Annotated in this window: 19 protein-coding genes and 2 pseudogenes; 9 read left to right on the forward strand and 12 right to left on the reverse strand. The window is 62.7% G+C overall.

Annotated features, from left to right (window positions below; translation table 11 throughout):
• Positions 1–60: 60 nt before the first annotated feature.
• The 3 genes from rimK to PFZ56_RS07290 all read right to left on the reverse strand — a co-directional run bounded on the left by rimK (position 61) and on the right by PFZ56_RS07290 (position 2,242).
• A complete protein-coding gene (gene rimK, locus PFZ56_RS07280) occupies positions 61–966 on the reverse strand; it encodes a 30S ribosomal protein S6--L-glutamate ligase (RefSeq protein ID WP_007931744.1) in 906 nt (301 codons plus the stop codon).
• Positions 963–1,379, reverse strand: a complete 417-nt coding sequence (locus tag PFZ56_RS07285; RefSeq protein WP_374046134.1) for an ATP-dependent zinc protease — start codon at positions 1,377–1,379, stop codon at positions 963–965. The genes rimK and PFZ56_RS07285 overlap by 4 nt, the downstream gene beginning before the upstream one ends.
• Before the next feature lie 83 nt (positions 1,380–1,462).
• Complete coding sequence (locus PFZ56_RS07290) at positions 1,463–2,242, reverse strand: EAL domain-containing protein (protein WP_110595317.1); 780 nt, start codon at positions 2,240–2,242, stop codon at positions 1,463–1,465.
• A gap of 115 nt (positions 2,243–2,357) precedes the next feature.
• On the opposite strand from PFZ56_RS07290, the gene PFZ56_RS07295 reads away from it, so the two are divergent.
• Positions 2,358–2,762, forward strand: a complete 405-nt coding sequence (locus tag PFZ56_RS07295; protein ID WP_016966989.1) for an RNA-binding S4 domain-containing protein — start codon at positions 2,358–2,360, stop codon at positions 2,760–2,762.
• A 76-nt stretch (positions 2,763–2,838) separates the two neighbouring features.
• On the opposite strand, the gene PFZ56_RS07300 is transcribed toward PFZ56_RS07295, so the two are convergent.
• On the reverse strand, positions 2,839–3,651 hold the full coding sequence (locus tag PFZ56_RS07300) for a phosphatase PAP2 family protein (protein WP_102862658.1): 813 nt from the start codon (positions 3,649–3,651) through the stop codon (positions 2,839–2,841).
• A 99-nt stretch (positions 3,652–3,750) separates the two neighbouring features.
• Here PFZ56_RS07300 and hslO point away from each other — a divergent pair, with 99 nt between their 5' ends.
• Positions 3,751–4,653: an Hsp33 family molecular chaperone HslO gene (gene hslO, locus PFZ56_RS07305; RefSeq protein ID WP_102882179.1), complete on the forward strand. Its 903-nt coding sequence runs from the start codon at positions 3,751–3,753 to the stop codon at positions 4,651–4,653.
• Positions 4,654–4,832: 179 nt separating this feature from the next.
• The gene (locus tag PFZ56_RS07310) at positions 4,833–6,377 is read left to right on the forward strand and encodes a phosphoenolpyruvate carboxykinase (RefSeq protein ID WP_060837041.1); all 1,545 of its coding nucleotides are present in this window, start codon (positions 4,833–4,835) and stop codon (positions 6,375–6,377) included.
• Between the two features lie 62 nt (positions 6,378–6,439).
• Here PFZ56_RS07310 and PFZ56_RS07315 read toward each other — a convergent pair whose 3' ends face one another.
• The 3 genes and pseudogenes from PFZ56_RS07315 to PFZ56_RS07325 all read right to left on the reverse strand — a co-directional run bounded on the left by PFZ56_RS07315 (position 6,440) and on the right by PFZ56_RS07325 (position 8,016).
• Positions 6,440–7,294: a DMT family transporter gene (locus tag PFZ56_RS07315; protein ID WP_170002099.1), complete on the reverse strand. Its 855-nt coding sequence runs from the start codon at positions 7,292–7,294 to the stop codon at positions 6,440–6,442.
• Between the two features lie 62 nt (positions 7,295–7,356).
• Positions 7,357–7,662, reverse strand: a pseudogene (locus PFZ56_RS07320) (HipA domain-containing protein); the annotation flags it as partial.
• Complete coding sequence (locus PFZ56_RS07325) at positions 7,663–8,016, reverse strand: DUF1493 family protein (protein WP_110651152.1); 354 nt, start codon at positions 8,014–8,016, stop codon at positions 7,663–7,665.
• Positions 8,017–8,249: 233 nt separating this feature from the next.
• Here PFZ56_RS07325 and PFZ56_RS07330 point away from each other — a divergent pair, with 233 nt between their 5' ends.
• The 4 genes from PFZ56_RS07330 (at position 8,250) to PFZ56_RS07345 (ending at position 13,273) form a co-directional block, all read left to right on the forward strand.
• Positions 8,250–9,422 (forward strand): YfaP family protein, encoded by a 1,173-nt coding sequence (locus PFZ56_RS07330; protein ID WP_170001995.1) that lies wholly within the window; start codon positions 8,250–8,252, stop codon positions 9,420–9,422.
• 67 nt (positions 9,423–9,489) lie between these two features.
• The gene (locus PFZ56_RS07335) at positions 9,490–10,620 is read left to right on the forward strand and encodes a polysaccharide deacetylase family protein (RefSeq protein ID WP_170001997.1); all 1,131 of its coding nucleotides are present in this window, start codon (positions 9,490–9,492) and stop codon (positions 10,618–10,620) included.
• 171 nt (positions 10,621–10,791) lie between these two features.
• Positions 10,792–12,726: an ATP-dependent DNA helicase RecQ gene (locus PFZ56_RS07340; protein WP_170001999.1), complete on the forward strand. Its 1,935-nt coding sequence runs from the start codon at positions 10,792–10,794 to the stop codon at positions 12,724–12,726.
• Positions 12,727–12,838: 112 nt separating this feature from the next.
• Positions 12,839–13,273, forward strand: coding sequence for a thioesterase family protein (locus tag PFZ56_RS07345; protein WP_102862668.1), 435 nt, complete (start codon positions 12,839–12,841; stop codon positions 13,271–13,273).
• A gap of 179 nt (positions 13,274–13,452) precedes the next feature.
• On the opposite strand, the gene PFZ56_RS07350 is transcribed toward PFZ56_RS07345, so the two are convergent.
• The 4 genes and pseudogenes from PFZ56_RS07350 to PFZ56_RS07365 form a co-directional block, all read right to left on the reverse strand.
• The gene (locus tag PFZ56_RS07350; RefSeq protein ID WP_102862669.1) at positions 13,453–13,926 is read right to left on the reverse strand and encodes a YMGG-like glycine zipper-containing protein; all 474 of its coding nucleotides are present in this window, start codon (positions 13,924–13,926) and stop codon (positions 13,453–13,455) included.
• A gap of 299 nt (positions 13,927–14,225) precedes the next feature.
• The gene (locus PFZ56_RS07355) at positions 14,226–16,574 is read right to left on the reverse strand and encodes an FdhF/YdeP family oxidoreductase (RefSeq protein ID WP_170002001.1); all 2,349 of its coding nucleotides are present in this window, start codon (positions 16,572–16,574) and stop codon (positions 14,226–14,228) included.
• Between the two features lie 4 nt (positions 16,575–16,578).
• Positions 16,579–16,671, reverse strand: a pseudogene (locus tag PFZ56_RS07360) (sulfurtransferase FdhD); the annotation flags it as partial.
• Positions 16,672–16,852: 181 nt separating this feature from the next.
• Positions 16,853–17,740, reverse strand: a complete 888-nt coding sequence (locus PFZ56_RS07365; protein ID WP_102862671.1) for a LysR family transcriptional regulator — start codon at positions 17,738–17,740, stop codon at positions 16,853–16,855.
• Between the two features lie 136 nt (positions 17,741–17,876).
• Here PFZ56_RS07365 and lysM point away from each other — a divergent pair, with 136 nt between their 5' ends.
• Positions 17,877–18,317 carry a peptidoglycan-binding protein LysM gene (gene lysM, locus PFZ56_RS07370; RefSeq protein ID WP_102862672.1) on the forward strand — a complete coding sequence of 147 codons (441 nt, stop codon included), beginning with the start codon at positions 17,877–17,879 and terminating at the stop codon, positions 18,315–18,317.
• 71 nt (positions 18,318–18,388) lie between these two features.
• Here the strand turns inward: lysM and yrfG are convergent, their stop codons facing one another.
• The gene (yrfG, locus tag PFZ56_RS07375) at positions 18,389–19,051 is read right to left on the reverse strand and encodes a GMP/IMP nucleotidase (RefSeq protein WP_102862673.1); all 663 of its coding nucleotides are present in this window, start codon (positions 19,049–19,051) and stop codon (positions 18,389–18,391) included.
• 65 nt (positions 19,052–19,116) lie between these two features.
• Here yrfG and nudE point away from each other — a divergent pair, with 65 nt between their 5' ends.
• On the forward strand, positions 19,117–19,683 hold the full coding sequence (gene nudE, locus PFZ56_RS07380) for an ADP compounds hydrolase NudE (RefSeq protein ID WP_102862674.1): 567 nt from the start codon (positions 19,117–19,119) through the stop codon (positions 19,681–19,683).
• Positions 19,684–19,694: the final 11 nt, after the last annotated feature.

Raw genomic sequence — 19,694 nt, forward strand, 5'->3', positions numbered from 1 at the left:
CTGCGCAGCCGGTCACAGCCTGCGGCAGTGGCTACAGGGGCCGCCGATCGAGCGTACCCCTTAGCCCTTACCCTTGGTCCGGGTCATGTTCGGCCCGCCATTTTTCTCGATGTGTTCGATGATGATCCCTGCCACGTTCTTGCCGGTGGTGGTCTCGATGCCTTCCAGGCCTGGCGAGGAATTGACTTCCATCACCAGCGGCCCGTGATTGGAGCGCAGGATATCCACACCCGCCACGCTCAGGCCCATGACCTTGGCTGCCCGCAGCGCGGTCATGCGTTCTTCCGGGGTGATCTTGATCAGGCTGGCGCTGCCGCCACGATGCAGGTTGGAGCGGAACTCCCCCGGCTTGGCCTGGCGTTTCATCGCCGCGATCACCTTGTCGCCCACCACGAAGCAGCGAATGTCGGCGCCGCCGGCTTCCTTGATGTACTCCTGGACCATGATGTTCTGCTTCAGGCCCATGAAAGCCTCGATCACCGACTCTGCGGCGGTGGCGGTTTCGCACAGCACCACGCCGATACCCTGGGTGCCTTCCAGTACCTTGATCACCAGGGGCGCGCCGTTGACCATTTCGATCAGGTCGGGAATGTCGTCCGGCGAGTGGGCAAAGCCGGTCACTGGCAGGCCGATGCCACGCCGCGACAGCAACTGCAGCGAGCGCAGTTTGTCCCGGGAGCGGGCGATGGCCACCGACTCGTTGAGCGGGAAGACTCCCATCATTTCGAACTGGCGCAGCACCGCGCAGCCATAGAAGGTCACCGAGGCACCAATCCGCGGGATCACCGCATCGAAGCCTTCCAGGGGCTTGCCGCGGTAGTGGATCTGCGGCTTGTGGCTGGCGATGTTCATGTAGGCGCGCAGGGTGTCGACCACTACCATTTCATGGCCACGCTCGGTGCCGGCTTCGACCAGACGACGAGTGGAATACAGACGCGGGTTACGCGACAGCACAGCGATCTTCATGCAACACCTGTGGCAGAGGTAGTGGATACCGGGAACACCGGTTTGTCTTGTACGTATTTGATGCCCGGATTGACCACCAACTGGCCGTCGATCAGCGCCTTGGAACCCAGCAGCAGGCGATAGCGCATGGCCTTGCGGCAGGCGAGGGTGAATTCCACCCGCCACACGCGATCGCCCAGGGCCAGGGTGGTGCTGATCACATAGCGCACCTGAGCCTGGCCGTTGGAGCTTTTAATGGTTTTCATCGCCACCAGCGGCGCTTCGCAACGCCGGTGACGCAACTGCACCACACTGCCCAAGTGGGCATTGAAACGCACCCACTGTTCACCGTCGCGTTCGAAGGGCTCGATCTCGGTGGCATGCAGGCTGGAGGTACTGGCTCCGGTATCGATCTTGGCGCGCAGGCCGGCCACTCCCAGATCAGGAAGCGCCACCCACTCGCGCAGACCGACAACGGTCAAATGGTCAAAAGTCTTCAAATAGGGGAAATCCGCAATTAGCTTTTCCAGGCCGCGACCGGAACCTCGGCCAGGGCTTTGAATGCAGGTTTGGCGAACCAGTAACCCTGCATCAGATAAATTCCACAGTCGCTGAGAAAGTCTCGTTCACCAGCGCTTTCAATGCCTTCGGCAATGACTGTAACGCCCAACTCCGCACAGATTGTGACAATCCCGCGAACGATCGCCTGGCGTACGCGATCCTGGTCGACATCGCGAATCAGCGCCATGTCGAGCTTGATCAGGTCGGGTTGGAAATTCGCCAGCAAGTTCAGCCCCGAGTACCCCGCGCCGAAGTCATCGATGGCGGTCTTGAAGCCGAATTCGCGGTATTCACGCAGAATATGGGTCAAATGGCGACTGTTATCTACGTGCTGGCTTTCCAGGGTTTCGAAAATCAGCCGGTCCAGGGGAAAGTGCTGGGCGCGGGCGGCTTCCAGGGTGCTGCGGATGCACAGTTCCGGGCGGTACACGGCGTTGGGCATGAAGTTGATCGACAGGTGGCTTTGCATCCCCATCTGCGCGGCCGTGGTGATGGCCAGGGTCCGGCAGCGCTGGTCGAAACGATAGCGGTTGCTGTCGTCGACCTGGTCCAGCACGGTGTGGGCGCCTTCGCCATTGACCCCGCGCACCAGGGCTTCATGGGCAAAGATCGAGCGGTCGCGCAGATCGACTATGGGTTGATAGGCGAAGGAAAAATCGAAGCCCAGTGGCGGGCTTTTTTGGCAGCCTTCGCAGCGGTTGTCCGGCGAGGTCAGGGAAGTGGGGAAATCAGTCACGGGGACTCCTCGCGTGTCAGGACGCAACCTGGGTTATTTTAGGTGAGTGGCAGGATTTATGAGAGCCCGTAGGCGGGCCGTACAGTTGCGACATTTTTCAGCAAGAGGAATTCCAGTGGCGCACAAGCAGGAAGAAGAGGACAAGGTTCGTCTGGATAAATGGCTGTGGGCGGCGCGCTTCTACAAGACTCGCGCCCTGGCCAAGGCGGCTATTGAAAGCGGCAAGGTGCATCACCGTGGCGAGCGCTGCAAGCCGGGCAAGGAGCCGCGGGTAGGTGACGAGTACCAGATTCGCGCCGGCTTCGACGAGCGCACCGTGGTGGTCCAGGCGCTTTCCATCGTCCGTCGTGGCGCTCCAGAGGCGCAGACGCTCTACACGGAAACCGAAGCCAGCATCGCCAAGCGTGAAACCGCGGCGGCCCAGCGCAAGGCTGGCGCCCTGGGGGTCAGCACCGACGGCAAACCGAGCAAGAAGCAGCGCCGTGATCTGTTCAAGTTCCACGGCAGCAGCCACGAGTGAAAGCGTAGGAGCCGGCTTGCCGGCGAACGCGTCCTCAAGGGGCCATTCGCCGGCAAGCCGGCTCCTACAGGTCTGATCAGCGCAGCAGGCTGCTGGAGCGGACCACACTCATGCGCGAGAGCACCGGCATCCGGGTCATCAGCTTGAATAGCGGGTGTGTCAGGCGCAGCAGGAAGTTCGACATCCGCGCCGCATACGGCGTGTAGTAGCCCCAGCCCAGGGCCAGCACTGCCAGCAGCACGCCGCCGATGTAGTCGTCCTGGCCCCAGTGCGCGCCCGCCACCAGGCGCGGCATCATGAACAGCAGGGTCAGGCCCCAGACGATCAGGAACTGGCCGACGCTGCGGCTGAACATGCCCATGAATAAGCCCCAGATCAGCAGCACCGAAGCGTGGTCGCCGGGGAAGCTCTGGCTGGAGCGGTCCTTGAGTTCCCAGGTCTTTTCCCAGCCGGGGAAGTAGTCGCTCATGTGCACGGCGCCTTCGAGCACCATGGACGGGCTGTTGTGTTGCCAGTTCATCAGCGCCACCAGCTTGGAAAACAGCGCGCGAATCACCACCATAAGAATCAGGATCGACAGGAAGCCGAAAAACGCCCGGCGCACGTCCACCGCCTTGAACACCCAATCACCGCGAATCAGCAGGCCGAGCATGATCAGGCCCACCACGATATCGAAGGGGCGCAGGCTGGCCACGGCCCAGATGTGCAGCCAGGTGGAGTTTGTTGCAAGGGGAGTGTTGAGGTGACGGAACAGCCACTCGTCGAACATCAGGCAGTACATCTGCCCGGTTGGCCACAACCAGAATCCCAGCAGGGCCAAAGGGAGTAAATTGCACAGAACCAGCTTGCCGAGGTTCCACCTTGCTTGGAACAAACCCGGATTGTTCATAAAATATCTCCAATCACCGCAAAAACTGCACCTTCATGGTGCAAAAACGCAATTTTCGGTGCTTGTAACCTTTTTGTCATCATTCAGATACCCAGACCTATGACTGATTTGCCGGATACCGACTTCACTCAACGCTTCATCTTTGATGAGAGCGACGCCCGCGGCGAGCTGGTGGCGCTGGAGCGCAGTTACGCTGAAGTCCTCGCCAAACATTCCTATCCCGAGCCGGTGGCACAACTGCTCGGCGAGCTGATGGCGGCGGCATCGTTGCTGGTTGGCACCTTGAAGTTCGATGGCTTGCTGATTCTCCAGGCCCGCTCCGAAGGCCCGGTGCCGTTGCTGATGATCGAGTGCTCCAGCAACCGCGAGATCCGCGGCCTGGCCCGCTACGACGCGTCGCAGATCGCCCCTGACGCAACCCTTGCCGACATGATGCCCAACGGCGTCCTCGCCCTGACCGTGGACCCGACCCAGGGCCAGCGTTACCAGGGCATCGTCGACCTGGACGGCGCCACCCTGGCCGAATGCTTCACCAACTACTTCGTCATGTCGCAGCAGACCGGCACCCGTTTCTGGCTCTACGCCGACGGCCGCAATGCCCGCGGCCTGCTCCTGCAACAACTGCCTGCCGACCGCCTGCGCGATCCGGAAGAACGCGAAGCCAACTGGCAACACCTCACCGCCCTGGCCAGCACTTTGACCGCCGATGAACTGCTGAGCCTGGACAACGAAACCGTGCTGCACCGCCTGTACCACGAAGAAGCCGTGCGCCTGTTCGACGTGCAACCGCTGCGCTTCCGCTGCAGCTGCTCCCGCGAGCGTTCGGGCAATGCGCTGGTCAGCCTGGGGCTCGAAGATGCTCAGGAGCTGGTGGTGGAACATGGCGGCAGCATCGAGATCGATTGCCAGTTCTGCAACGAGCGTTATCTGTTCGATGCCGCCGATATCACGCAATTGTTTGCCGGTGCGGGCGTCGACACGCCGTCAGATACTCGTCACTAAAACGGTTCAGCGCAGGTAAATCACCTGGCAAACGCCGGAATTACGCCGTACTGACGGGAGGACCCTACTATTTTTGGGCTTTTCTGGCATAATCCGGCGCACTTTTTTCGCGGTAGTAGTGCGCGAGTTTCTACTACAAAACGTTTGGAGCACTCGGCCACTGGCCGACGGGGAACCTCATGACGCAAGCCAATAACGCCGTGTACACCGATCTGAGTGTGGATGATCTGGTCAAAGAAGCCCTGAACCGCGGTGAGGGCGAACTGGCCGATACCGGCGCTCTGGTGGTTCGCACCGGTCATCGTACCGGCCGTTCGCCAGTGGACCGTTTCATCGTTGAAGAGCCCACCACCCAGGACGCTATCGCCTGGGGCCCGATCAACCGCAAGTTCCCGGCGGCCAAGTTCGACGCCCTGTGGGACCGCGTTGAAGCCTACCTGGGCGAGCGCGAGCGTTTTGTTTCCCACGTGCATGTAGGTTCCGATCCGGCGCACTACCTGCCAGTGAAAATGACCACCGAGACTGCCTGGCACAACCTGTTCGGCCGTTGCCTGTTCATCAACCCCGAGCAGTACAACGCCGGTGGCAAAGACGAGTGGCAGATCCTCAACGCGCCAAACTTCGTTTGCGAGCCTGAGCGCGACGGCACCAACTCCGATGGCACCGTGATCCTCAACTTCGCGGCCAAGAAAGTGCTGATCGCCGGCATGCGCTACGCCGGTGAAATGAAGAAAGCCCTGTTCTCCGTGCAGAACTTCCTGCTGCCAGCTGCCGACGTGCTGCCAATGCACTGCGCCGCCAACATGGGCGAAGACGGCGACGTGACCCTGTTCTTCGGTCTGTCGGGCACCGGCAAAACCACCCTGTCGGCCGACGAAAGCCGTTACCTGATCGGTGACGACGAACACGGCTGGGGCGTGGGCGTGGTGTTCAACATCGAAGGCGGTTGCTATGCCAAGTGCATCGACCTGTCGGAAAAGAACGAGCCGGTGATCTGGAAAGCCATCCAGCACGGCGCCGTACTGGAAAACGTGGTGATCGACCCGGTCACCAAGAAAGCCGACTACGCCGACGACAGCCTGACCCAGAACAGCCGCGCCGCTTACCCGCGCGAGCTGATCGAAAAACGCGCACCGAAGAACCTCGGTGGCGAGCCTAATGCCGTGATCTTCCTGACCTGCGACCTGACCGGCGTACTGCCACCGGTGTCGATCCTCAGCGAAGAACAAGCCGCCTACCACTTCCTGTCTGGCTACACCGCGCTGGTGGGCTCGACTGAAATGGGTTCGGGCTCGGGCATCAAGTCGACCTTCTCCACCTGCTTCGGCGCCCCGTTCTTCCCGCGTCCGGCCGGCGAATACGCCGAGCTGCTGATCAAGCGCATCCGCGGCTTCGGTTCCAAGGTCTACCTGGTCAACACCGGCTGGACCGGCGGTGGCTACGGCGTGGGCAAACGCTTCAACATCCCCACGACCCGTGGCGTGATTGCAGCGATCCAGAGCGGCGCGCTGATCGGTGCCGAGACCGAGCACCTGGACATCGTCAACCTGGACGTGCCGAAAGCCGTACCGGGCGTCGAAACCGGCCTGCTCAACCCACGCAACACCTGGGCTGACAAAGCTGCCTACGACGAAGCCGCCAAGGCCCTGGCTGGCCTGTTCATCGAGAACTTCAAGAAGTTCGACGTGAGCGACGCGATCAAGGCTGCCGGTCCGAAGCTGTAAGCCTCGACCTGCAATGAAAAAGCCGCCCTTCGGGGCGGCTTTTTTGTGGGCTACAGAAAGCCTCACGTCTTCAGGTGCAGCACCAACGCCCCGAGCAACACCAGCACCACGCCGGTCACTTGCACCGCCGTCAGCCGCTCCTTGAAGAACACATAGCCCAGCACCGCAGCGATGCCGCCGGACAGGGTGCTGATCACCGTCACCACCGACACCGAGCCGCTCATGGCGCCCCAGGAAAAGGCGAAGAACGCGCCCAGGTTCATCAGGCTGGTGGAGGCCAGCAGGCCGCAGTTCTTCAGCGGCGGGATCTTCAGCCCGTCCACGACTTTGAGCACCATCAGCAGCATCACACCGCTGCCCACGGCGTAACCCAGCCAGAGCATGCTGATCGGCCCCAGTTGCGGCAGGGTGTAGCGGCCCTGTAGCCAGAAGCTGGTGCCGTACAGAACGGCCGAGAGCAGGGCGAAGAAGATCGAGCGGCCGGCGGCGGTGCTGTGGGGCAGTTTGCTGTCCGAGTGCAGGCTGGAGAGGATGACGCCGATCACGCACAACAGGATGCACATGAGTTGCAGCAGGCTGATCTGTTCGCCGCTGGCCCAGGACAGCAGGGTGGTGACCACGCCGTAGGAGGTCACCAATGGGGCGACGATGGAGGCTTTGCCCAGGGCGAAGGCCTTGCCCAGGGCCAGGGCGCCGGAGACGGTAAAGGCCGCGGCGAGCACGCCCATCAGCCAGACTTGCGCGGGCGCGGCCAGGGCCTTGTAGAGGATGGCGGGAAAGATCACCAGCAGCAGGCTCATCAGGATGAACCCCAGGCTCTGGCTGAAGAACACTGCCCGTTTCACGCCCACGGCGCGGACGTTGAGCCCCACGAGAAAATCGGTGCCGCCCCAGAGCAGGGCGGCGAGCAAGCCCATCAATACGTCCACTGACTGTCCTTGTCGATTGACGGGTTGGCGGAGTCCAACGGCCGTGCTGTTTACTGCTGTGCGAGTCGAAACGCCGGTGCCATGCGTTCTTGTTCACGCCGGGACAGCCCCAGGGCCTGGGCCAGGGTGGGCCATTGGCGAACCACGCTCTGGCAGTGTTCGATGATGCCTTCTGCCTCTGCACGATCGAGGCGGAAATATGCCGCTACTTCCCGTGCCAGATCAAGGTCCAGCGCATTGTCGGCTTCGCTGATGTTGAGTTTCAGCCCGCTGGCGTGGGCGCAGGGGTTCATGTCGTAGGCCGGGGACAGGCGCCAGCCGCGCCCGGGTTCGAGCATGAAGCCATGGTTGCGCAGTTAGAGCGCTTCCAGCACCTGGGTGTCCCAGCGCTGTTGCCTGATCGCCTGGTACAGCATGCCGATGGTCAGCGGCACCTTGTCGCCCCGGCCCTTGGCCCGGCGTTTCTGAAATGGGTCGAAGCCTTCTGGCTGGAAGTAGCGATAGCTGTCGAAGTCGACAAAATCGATCACGAACTGCTCTTCCAGGGCCTGCAGCAAATGCCGGGCGTCGGCGCCGTCGCAGCCCAGGTCGAGGTTGATGGCGGTGCTCAGGCGCAGGGTCTTGCGCTCGGGCAGGCCGATTTCTTCATGCAGCAACTGCAGCAGTTGGCGCATGGTGGCGTCGTCGGGAAAGCCGGGGGCCAGTTGCATGATCGGAGTTCACTTGCGGCGTTTGAGAAGGTGGAGTGTACGGTGATTCTCCGGCTGAGTTGCAAGTCACCAAGTGGTTGCGCCAGCGGGCCATTTCGAGAGATTGGCACTGTTTTTTTGCCCGGTATTTCCCTGGTTGGACCGAGCATTGGCGGGCAAAACTGTGTATGGTTCGCCGCTGGCTGGTGGGCCGGGGCAGAGGCCCGGTCATCCTTATCTACAGGGATTTTGTTATGGCTTTTTTTCGCCTTGCGGCGCTGTTGTGGCTAGGGATGCTGGCGAGCTCGGTACAGGCTCAGGCGCTGTCGATCCAGGTGCTGGATGCGCTGGCCAAGGGCGCGCCGCTGGCCGATGCCCAGGTGCAGGTGCAACAGGGCGCGACTCAGGTTGCAGGCAGCACCGATGCCCAGGGCCGGGTCACCCTGACGGCCCAGGTGGCCGATTCGCCGGCCAGTGAGCTGCTGATCCGTAAAGCCGGCTACGCCGACCTGCGGGTCAAGTGCCCGTGCCAGGGGTTGAATTACGCCCTGAGTCCGCTGCTGGACAACCCGGAAAGCCTGCGAATAGTGCTGAGCTGGAGCGCGCCGGGGGAGGACCTCGATGCCCATCTGAGTTATCCCCACAAGCTGTTGTACTTCGCCACCGGCAAGGGGCCTGGAGCTCGCCTGGAATCGGACAGCAGCGACGGCAGCCGGCCGGAAACCATCACCATCGACCAGCGTGTGCCGGGCGACGCCTACGTCTTTGCCGTGCACGACTTCACCAACAGCACCAGCTACGAAGCGTTGCGCCTGGGCCGCAGCCAGGCGCGGGTCTTTGTCTATAAAGGCGCTGCGCTGATCCGCAGCTACCGCGTGCCGCAGAACCGCAAGGGCAATCTGTGGGTGGTGTTTCGCCTGACCGCCGATGGCCGCCTGCAGGATATCGATCGGCTGCTGCTAGGCAGCGAGGAGCCGGAATCGGTCATGAGCGTGCTCGACCCGCTGCTGGAAAATGCCAAGTCCATCGATGAAGTGGTGGGCGCGGACTTCGGGCCGGTGGATGCCAAGAGCCTCAACCTCAAAGGCGAGGAGTCCTACCGCAAGGGCGATTTCGGCGGGGCGCGGATCCTCTACAGCGAAGCCATCGAGCTCGACCCGGGCTTTGCCCAGGCCTACAGCAACCTGGCCCTGGCCAATCGCAAGAACAGCCGCCCCGACGACGCCATAGCCGCGGACCGCAAGGCCATCGCCCTGGCCAGTGGCCCGGCCGCATCGACCATTCGCGCCAGTGCCTACTACGACATGGCGCGCATCTATGAAGACGCCGGGCAGTTGGCCATGGCGCTTGAGCACTACCACAAAGCCCGGGAACAAAAGGCCAACCCGGTGTATGACAAGGCCATTGAGCGGCTGCAAAACCGCTGATCACACAGGCAGAAGTTATCTCCACAACGCGCCGACAGTGGCGCGTTGTGCATTTATGGAGGTTGGTATGCGAATTGGTGTTCTCCCCTGGCTGCTGGCGCTGTGTCTGTCCAGCGGCGTGGCCCGGGCGGCCGGGCCGCAGGTGTTCGCCACCATCGACCGCAGTGGCTGGCCGAATGCCCTGACCAGCACGGCGGAATTCGACACCGCCTCACGGGGCGAGATTCTGATGTTCGGCAAAGCGCTGCTGGCCAGCGAAGCCTTGGACGAACAAGCCTTGAAGCAGCGGCTAGGAGTCAGGCAACTGGATCTGAAGTCAGTGAATCAGGTGCGCCAGCGCTTCTGGGAGTTGCTGTTGAACAACTACCGCTTGGCCAGCCGGGACTGTGAAGGTACGCCGTTCTGCCTCCCTGTACGCAATCTCGGTGAGCTGCGGCAACTGGTGGCCAGTTTTACCGGGGAGAGTAAATCCACTTATGGGGCGTGGGCCGAGGCCAGCACCCGGTTTCATCAGCTGTACCTGAACGAGCAACTGCGCCTGGCGGCGCTGTTCACCGTGGTCAGCAGCGAGATCCGGCGCATGGGGCCTACGGAACGCCTGGGGGACGAGCTGGCGGACCGGGAGTTTCTGCTGACCTTCGATGACGGGCCGAGCCTGCGGGGTGGGCATACCGATCAACTGATCGATGTGCTGCGATCCAAGGATCTGCATAGCCTGTTCTTTGTTCTGGGGGACTCGTTTCAGGCGCGCCTGAGTCAATCTTCGGCAGGGCAGATGCGCCAGTTGTACGATGGCCAGTGTGTGGGCGTACACGGTTGGGAACACAAATCCCACGCCTCGTGGAGCGAGTGGCAGCATTCGGTGATCCACAGCGCAAACCTGGCCAACCGCACTCTGGCGGATGAATACCAGCCGCTGTTTCGTCCGCCCTATGGGCAGCGACGCGCTGACAGTGCCGACTTCTTCAAGGCCCAGGGGCTGCAACTGATGCTGTGGAACATCGACTCCCAGGACTGGAGCAAAAAGGTCAGCGCCGCAGCCGCAGCCCAGCGGGTGCAGACCCTGATGCTGCTCTGGCGGCGCGGCATCATCCTGTTCCATGACACCCACGCCAAGGCCGCCCAGGCGGTGCCGGCACTGCTTGAGGCCAATCGGCACAATGGTGTGCGATGGCTGGACTGCCGAACCTTGCGCTAGGCCCAGGCTCCCTATCGTCGGCCAGCCGACTCCTGGGTAGGAGCCGGCTTACCGGTGAAAGTGCTCCCGCCCGGTATCATCCGGTATCTGTTTTCCTGCGACCTTTTCTCGAACCGCCGACCTGTGCCGCTAGTCTTCAAGGACAGGTCAGCGGTCAAAGGAGTGACCCTTATGCACAGCACCCTCGAACAGGTCTTCGGTTATCCACAGTTTCGTCCGGGTCAGGAGGCCGCAGTCAGTGCGGTGCTGGCTGGGCGCTCGGCGGCGGCGATCTTTCCCACCGGCTCCGGCAAGTCCCTGTGCTACCAATTGCCGGCCTTGCTGCTGCCGCACCTGACTCTGGTGGTCTCGCCGCTGCTGGCGTTGATGCAAGATCAGTTGGCCTTTCTCCAACGTCATGGCATCGCCGCCGCCAGCATCGATTCGGCCCAGAGCCGCGATGCAGCCAATGACGTCATGGCCCGGGCCCGCTCCGGTGAACTGAAGATCCTGATGATCTCGGTGGAGCGTTTGAAGAACGAGCGCTTCCGCAATTTCTTGCAGCAGGTGCCCATCTCCCTGCTGGTGGTGGACGAGGCCCACTGCATCTCCGAATGGGGCCACAACTTCCGTCCCGACTACCTGAAACTGCCGGACTACCAGCGCCAGTTCAACATTCCCCAGGCCCTGCTGCTGACGGCCACGGCGACGCCCAAGGTGATCGCCGATATGCAGGCCAAGTTCGCCATTGATGCTGCCGACGTGGTGACCACCGGCTTCTACCGGCCCAACCTCAACCTGCTGGTGGAACCGGTGCGCGGCGCGGACAAGCGCCGGCGCCTGGTGCAGTGGATGGGTGAACGGGCCGGGCAGCCAAGCATTGTCTACGTGACCCTGCAAAAGACCGCCGAACAGATCGCCGAGCACTTGAGCCGCCAGGGTATCGCCGCCGAGGCCTACCACGCCGGTCTGCCCCACGAGCAACGCGAGTCGATCCAGCGCCGGTTCATGGAGGGGCGCAGCAACTGTATCGTCGCCACCATCGCCTTCGGCATGGGCATCGACAAGAGCGACATCCGTAACGTGGTGCACTTCGATCTGCCCAAGTCCATCGAGAACTACAGCCAGGAAATCGGCCGCGCCGGGCGCGACGGCCAGCCTTCGGACTGCCTGGTGCTGGCCAACCGCGACAGCCTCAACGTGCTGGAGAACTTCGTCTATGGCGACACGCCGGAGTTGAGCGGCATCCGCTGTGTGCTGGATGAACTGCAGGCCTCGGTGGCGGAAGGACAATGGGAGTTCCTGCTCGGGCCCCTGGCGGACCAGAGCAACATCCGCCAGTTGCCGCTCAAGACCCTGTTGGTGCAGTTGGAACTGCGGGGCCTGATCGCCCCACGCTATGCCTACTTCGCCGAGTACCGCTTCAAGTTGCTGCTGGAACCCGAGGCCTTGCTGGCGCGTTTCGAAGGCGAGCGCCGGGACTTTGTCCAGGCCATCATCAACACCTCCAGCCGGGCCCGGACCTGGGCCACGGTGAATTTCGACGCGCTCTACGAGCAGTACCAGGCGCCGCGCAACCGGGTGGTCAAGGCCCTGGATTATTTCCAGGAGAAGGGTTGGGTGGAGCTGGAAAGCAAGCAGATGACCGAGGTCTACAGCCTGCTGCAAACCGACTTCGATGCCGCTGCCTTGAGCACGGATCTGCATGCTTATTTCACCCGGCACGAGGGCAGCGAAATAGCGCGGATTCACGCCATGCTCGACCTGTTCGCCACCGAGCAGTGCCTTGGGCAACGCCTGGCGCAGTATTTTGGTGACGATCAGGCGCCCCAGCGTTGTGGGCATTGCTCGGTCTGTCACGGCCAGGTGGCACGACTGCCGGAGCCACCCGCGTTGCCCGCGCTTGTGGATAAAAACTTCAACGGGTTGTGCGGCGATTTTATCCACAGGCATCAGCAGCACACCGGCGATGTGCCGGGAGCAGAGCGGCTGACGCGTTTTCTCTGCGGCATCAGCGTGCCTTTGTTCACCAAGCTCAAGGCCCGCAGCATTCCCGGGTTCGCGGCATTGGAGGACTATCCATACGCTGCCGTGCGGGAGTGGTGCGAGGCTCATCTGGCCGCCTGACAAGCCACCGGTGCAATGGACGCAAAAGGGTTTGCCCAGGCTTGGCTGTCTGCGGTGAAATGCCGGGCGATCAACCGATCGTCCGGCCTTCAATCCAAGGGAGAGAGCCCCGATGTCCGAGCCTATGCCGCAACGTGGCGACTATCGCCACTTCCAGCCGATCATCACCCGCTGGCACGACAACGACGTCTACGGCCATGTGAATAACGTCACCTACTACAGCTTCTTCGACACGGCGGTGAACACCTACCTGATCGAACAGGGCGGCCTGGATATCCATGATGGCGAGGTGGTGGGATTCGTGGTCAGCTCGGCCTGCGACTACTTTGCGTCCATCGCCTTTCCCGAACGTATCGAGATCGGCCTGCGGGTCGGCAAGCTGGGCAACAGTTCGGTGCAGTACGAGCTGGCGGTGTTCAAGGCGGGAGAGGCGGATGCCTGTGCGGCTGGACGTTTCGTCCACGTATTCGTGGATCGGCGGTCGAACCAGCCGGTGCCGATTCCGCCCGCATTGCGAGCGGCTCTGGAGCGCCTGCTGCTGGCGTGAACTTCGATACTCGATCTCAACCCCGGCACTGGCACTTGTAGCCGCTGCCGAAGGCTGCGATCGGCTCCGCAGGAGACGCCAAACCTGAATCCACGGGGCAACTGACCCACCGCAGCGCCTGGCTTGGCGAGGCCTGCGGCCTCGTGCGCAGCCTGCGGCAGCGGCTACAGGGCGGGGGGTCAGTCGCGATAGTGACGGTGCTTGCGATGCCCGTAGGCATGGCCACGGCCACGGTGGCCGTCGCGGTAGTAGCGGCGGTCATCGCGACCACGGTAGTCGCGATCTTCCCGGGCGCTTTCGTTGCCCATGTAGTTGCCCAGTGCACCGCCGGCGCCACCGCCTGCCGCGGCGCCGATCAGGCTGCCGGTATTGCCGCCCATGCTGCGGCCTACCACGTTGCCGCCGGCTGCGCCCAAGGCGCCGCCAATGGCCGCCTGGCCACGGCTGCGTTTGTCCGCACCCACCGCGCTACCGCCGGCACCGCCCAGGGCCGCACCAATGGCCGAACCGGTGTTGCCGCCGATCTGCTGACCGACCACCGAGCCTAGAACCCCACCCAATGCGCCGCCCACACCGGCTTCAACGGTGCCACCGGCAGAGGCAACGCCGCTGACCAGGCCAAGGGACAACAAGAGAATCGAGGAGAACTTCATACAGGAGCCTCAAAGGGATGACGGCGCGATCCTGAGGCCGGGCCACGCCGCTTACAAACGAAATCCGACGAATAGCACGAGTTGTACGCAATCTCGTAACTTACTGTTTTTATTGTGGAACTTAAGTGAATTTCGCCGGTCTTTAGCTACTTCGGAATGGCCGCTTTGTTAACAAAGCGGCCTTTTTTGTGCCTGCGGTTCGAGGCTGCGCAGCGGCTTTCGCCGGCAAGCCGGCTCCTACGATTCACGCGCTAACTGTAGGAGCTGGCTTGCCAGCGCAGAGGCCCTCAACTCATGAATCAGGCCGAGCGGGCCATGATCAGGCCATTGTCGCTGGCCGCCTCAAGGCGGATGGCGATGAACTTGGACGTCGGGGTGTGGCTGCCGTCGCCGGTGCTTTCCAGGGGCACCAGCGGGTTCACTTCCGGGTAGTAGGCCGCCGCCTGGCCGGCCGGGATGTCGAAGGCCAGCAAGGTGAAGCCCTTGACCCGACGCTCGCGGCCGTCATCCCACAGGGAAACGATGTCGGCTTTCTGCCCCGGCTTGAAGCCCAGGCGGATGATGTCCGCTTCGTTGGCGAACAGCACGTCGCGCTGGCCCTTGACCCCGCGGTAGCGGTCATCGAGGCCGTAGATGGTGGTGTTGTACTGATCGTGGGAACGCATGGACTGCAGGATCAGATCCGGCAGTTGGCCGGTGGCCCGGGTGCGTTCGTGGATCAGGTCCTTGGGCAGCAGGTTGGCGCGGAAATTGGCCCGACCCGAAGGGGTGTTCCACTGGCGCGAACCGGCGCTGTTGCCCAGGTAGAAACCGCCCGGGTGCTTGAGTCGTTCATTGAAGTCCTTGAAGCCGGGAATGGTATCGGCGATCAGGTCGCGGATACGCCCGTAATCCGCCGCCAGCCAGTTCCAGTCCACCGGCTGGCTACCCAGGGTCGCGGCAGCGATGCCCGCGACGATCCACGGCTCGGAGCGCATCTGCGCCGACAGTGGCTGCAATTGGCCGTTGGAGGCGTGGACCATGCTGAAGGAGTCTTCCACGGTCACCGCTTGCGGGCCGCCGGCCTGCAGGTCGATGTCGGTGCGACCCAGGCACGGCAGGATCAGCGCGTCCTTGCCGTGGGCCAGGTGGCTGCGGTTGAGCTTGGTGCTGATCTGTACGGTGAGGTCGCAATTGCTCAGGGCCTGGAAGGTCCGCGGGCTGTCCGGGGTGGCCTGGGCGAAGTTGCCGCCCAGGCCGATGAACACCTTGGAGCGGCCTTCGAGCATGGCGTGGATCGCCTCGACCACGTTGTGGCCGTTGTCGCGCGGCACTTTGAACTGGAAGCGCCGCTCCAGGGCATCGAGGAACGCCACAGGCGGGCGTTCGTTGATGCCCATGGTGCGGTCGCCCTGCACGTTGCTGTGGCCACGCACCGGGCATAGCCCGGCGCCGGGCTTGCCGACGTTGCCCCGCAGCAGCATCAGGTTGGCGATTTCCTGGATGGTCGGCACCGAGTGGCGGTGCTGGGTGATGCCCATGGCCCAGCACATGATCACGTTCTTGCCCTTGGCGTACATGCGCGCTGCCTGCTCGATTTCCACCAGGGTCAGGCCGGACTGCTCGACGATCTGCTCCCAAGGGGTGTCGTCGAGGGTGCCCAGGTAATCGAGGACGTGGGCGGTGTGGGCATTGAGGAAGTCGTGGTCGAACACCGATTCTGCGCCGGCTTTCTGCGCATCACGCTCCCATTGCAGGAGGAACTTGGCCATGCCGCGCAGCAGCGCCATGTCGCCGCCCAGGGCCGGGCGGAAGTAGGCGGTGTTGGTCGGGCGATTGCCGTTGGTGAGCATTTCGAGCGGGTTCTGCGGGTGCTGGAAGCGTTCCAAGCCACGCTCTTTCAGCGGGTTGATGCACACCACTTGGGCGCCGCGTTTCACCGCTTCGCGCAGCGGTTCGAGCATCCGCGGGTGGTTGGTGCCGGGGTTCTGGCCCCAGACGAAAATCGCGTCCGCATGTTCGAAATCGTCGAAGGTCACGGTGCCTTTGCCGACCCCGACGCTTTGCGCCAGGGCTACGCCGCTGGCCTCGTGGCACATGTTCGAACAGTCGGGGAAGTTGTTGGTGCCGTAGGCGCGGACGAACAGTTGATACAGGTAGGCCGCTTCGTTGCTGGCCCGGCCCGAGGTATAGAACTCGGCCATGTCCGGGCTGGGCAGGTTGTGCAGGTGCTGGGCGATCAGGCTGAAGGCGTTTTCCCAGCTGATGGGTTGGTAGCGGTCAGTCTCGGCGTTGTAGCGCATCGGTTCGGTCAGCCGGCCCTGGTACTCCAGCCAGTAATCACTTTGTTCCAGCAGGGAGGTGACGCTGTGTTTGGCGAAGAAGGCCGCGTCTACCCGGCGCTTGGTGGCTTCCCAGTTCACCGCCTTGGCGCCGTTCTCGCAAAACTTGACCATGCCGCTTTCCGGCGAATCGCCCCAGGCGCAGCCCGGGCAGTCGAAGCCGCCGTTCTGGTTGGTCTTGAGCATCATGCGGATGTTCTTCAGGGCGTTGTCGCTGGTCAGCCAGGCCTGGGCCACGCTGATCAGGGCACCCCAGCCACCGGCCGGGCCCTTGTAAGGCTTGTAGCGGGCAACGGGTGTCTGATCGGCTTGGTTGTGTGTACTCACAGGGGTTCTCCATCGCGGGGCTGTGGACCCGCGGCGCACGGTTCTGCGGCAGGTGGACAAGGTTGAGGCGGTGATGACGCGGCCATTGCCCGGCCTGGCGGGTGTCTGCGCTGGCGGGCGCTCAAGGCGTCTGTGGGTCTGGCTGGCGCCGAGCGCGAGGGCGGGAGTTGCCTGGGCTGGCATTGAATGAGGGACCAGCGGCCATCGGGTCCCAAGACTAAGCGCGGCATTGTGTCGCGTCTAATTGCTAGTACTGATCTATTGATAGATGGCGTCGATCAAGAAGGGCTGAAGGATTCCTGGTAGAGGGTAAAGCAGGCTTGCGCCAGGGCTGAGCGCGGCGCGCTGCGGCGCATGATCAGGCCCAGGCGGGCCAGGGTCTGGGCGTCGGCGATGGGATGCAGGCGCAAGTGTTCGGTGACGATCTCCAGGCCGCTGTCCAGGGGCATCACTGCGCAGCACAGGCCGCCGTGGACCATGCGCAGTAATTGATGGACGGCGTCGGTCTGCAGTACCGGTTGCGGCTGCAGCCCGCGAATGTGGAAGTGGTGGTCGATGGACTGGCGAAAGTGCATGCCGCTGGTGAGCAGGCCCAGGGGCAACTCGATCAGCGCCTCCCAGCTCAAGGGCTGTTCGCCGAAGCTGAAATACCGCTGGTCATAGAGCAGGCCCATGTGGGTCGGGTCCAGGGTCAGGAAGTCGAAGTGCTCGCTGTCCAGGCGATCCAGGTAGGACACGCCCAGGTCCAGACGATTGCTCGCCAACTGTTCGAGGATCTGCTCCGAGCTCAGGGACGAGAGTTCGAAGCGCAGGTTCGGGTGTTCGGCATGCAGGCGCTGCATCAACGGCAGAGGGTCGAAGCTCGACAGCGGCACCACCCCCAGGCGCAAGGTGCCCACCAGATTGCCCCGGCACGCGGCGGCCTCTGCCAGCAAGCCGTCATAGGCGGTCATGACGCTCCGGGCCCAGGCCAGCACCCGTTCGCCAGGAGCGGTAAAGCCTTCGAAGCGCTGGCCACGGTTGACCAGGGGCAGGTCGAGTTCTTCCTCGAGGCTGCGCAGGCGCATGGACAGGGTTGGCTGGGTGATATGACAGCGCGCGGCGGCCTGGCCGAAGTGGCGGGTTTCGTCGAGGGCGATGAGGAATTTCAGCTGCTTGAGGTCCATCTTCGCTCCGGAGCGGCAAAAGGCCGGGATTCTACCGTGGTGGCTGGGCCTTGGGTCATTGGTCGCCCGGGAACCTCATTGTTCCAGGCTGGTCTAGTCTTTCGCGTCTGGATCTATCAACCAAGGAGTGTGCGACATGAGCATTTTCAGCTTTGTGAAAGAAGCCGGTGAAAAACTGATCGACCTGCTGACCCCGGGCAATGCCAATGCCAGCGAGCAGCTCAAGGAGCACATCGAAAAGGTCGGCCTGGGCAATCCCAATGTCCATGCCACGGTGGAAGGCGACAAGGTGATCGTCAGCGGTGAAGTGGCGAGTCAGGAAGAGAAGGAAAAAATCCTCCTGGCCCTGGGCAACATCGCCGGTGTCAGCAGTGTCGAGGACCAGATTACGGTGACCGGTCCCGTGGTGGTTTCTGCGGTGTTCGTCACCGTGAAGAAGGGCGATACCCTGAGCGCCATCGCCAAGGTGCAATACGGTGACGCCAACAAGTACAACAAGATCTTCGAGGCCAACAAGCCGCTGCTGTCCCACCCGGACAAGATCTACCCGGGCCAGGTGTTGCGCATCCCTGAATGATCGACCCTGTTTTTCGCGGGCAAACCTGCTCCTACGGGATGGTGTAGGAGCGGGCTTGCCCACGAAGGGTTTCACAGCCCTTCGATCAGTTCCCGGTAATCTCCCACCGCCGCGAACTCCGCCGTATCCTTCGGCCCTTTGCGGCTGTCTGGCTGGCTCACCGCGAGCAACTGCGCTACGCCGAAATCCCGCGCGCTGCGCAGAATCGGCAGGGTGTCGTCGATAAACAGGCTGCGGGCCGGGTCGAACTGAATATCAGCCTGCAGTGCATCCCAGAACTGTGGATTCTCCTTGGGGAACCCGTAGTCGTGGGAACTGATCAGGCGCTCGAAGTAAGGCGCCAGTTCGATCCGCTCCAGCTTCAATGACAAGGAATCACGATGAGCGTTGGTGATCAGGATCACCCGCTTGCCGGCCTTTTTTATCGCCGCGAGAAAGGTGTCGGCATCCGGTCGCAGGGCGATCAGGTGAGCCGTCTCCAGCTTCAGTTCACGCACCGAGAGTTTGAGCTCGGTACTCCAGAAATCCAGGCAATACCACTGCAACTGGCCGGCGTTGCGTTCGAACAGCGGTTGCAGTTCCAGCTCGGCCATGGTCCGGCTGACCCCGTGCAACTCGGCGTAGCGCTGGGGCAAGTGTTCCATCCAGAAGTGGTTGTCGTAGTGCAGGTCCAGCAGGGTGCCGTCCATATCCAGCAGGACGGTATCGATATCGCACCAGGGCAGCAGGGCCATTGAACACTTCTCCAGCGGTAAGAAAACAGTCTGTATAGTAACCCGCTATCGCCAAGGAGCCCGCTATGCGCCAGAAACCCACTGTACTCGCCCGCGAGATCGTCGCCACCAGTCGTCTGTTCTGTGTCGAAGAGGTGCAGTTGCGGTTTTCCAATGGCGTCGAGCGCACCTATGAGCGCCTGGTGGGCAAAGGGGCGGGTTATGGCGCGGTGATGATCGTGGCCATGCTCGATGCCGAGCATGCGGTGCTGGTGGAGGAGTATTGCGGCGGCACCGACGCCTACGAGCTGTCACTGCCCAAGGGCCTGATCGAGCCGGGTGAAGATGTGCTGGCGGCGGCCGAGCGTGAACTCAAGGAGGAAGCCGGGTTTGGCGCGCGGCAACTGGAGCACCTGACCGAGCTGTCGCTGTCCCCGGGCTACATGAGCCAGAAGATCCAGGTGGTATTGGCCACCGATTTGTATGAAGAGCGCCTGGAGGGTGATGAGCCGGAGCCGATGCGGGTCGACAAGGTCAACCTGCGCGAGCTGGCCAGCCTGGCGCAGAATCCTCAATTCAGCGAAGGCCGGGCCCTGGCCGCGCTTTACCTGACCCGCGACCTGCTGAGCCAGCGCGGAGCCTTTCCAGCATGAGCATGAACGCG

The organism is Pseudomonas danubii, assembly GCF_042980055.1.
Classification (GTDB): domain Bacteria; phylum Pseudomonadota; class Gammaproteobacteria; order Pseudomonadales; family Pseudomonadaceae; genus Aquipseudomonas; species Aquipseudomonas danubii.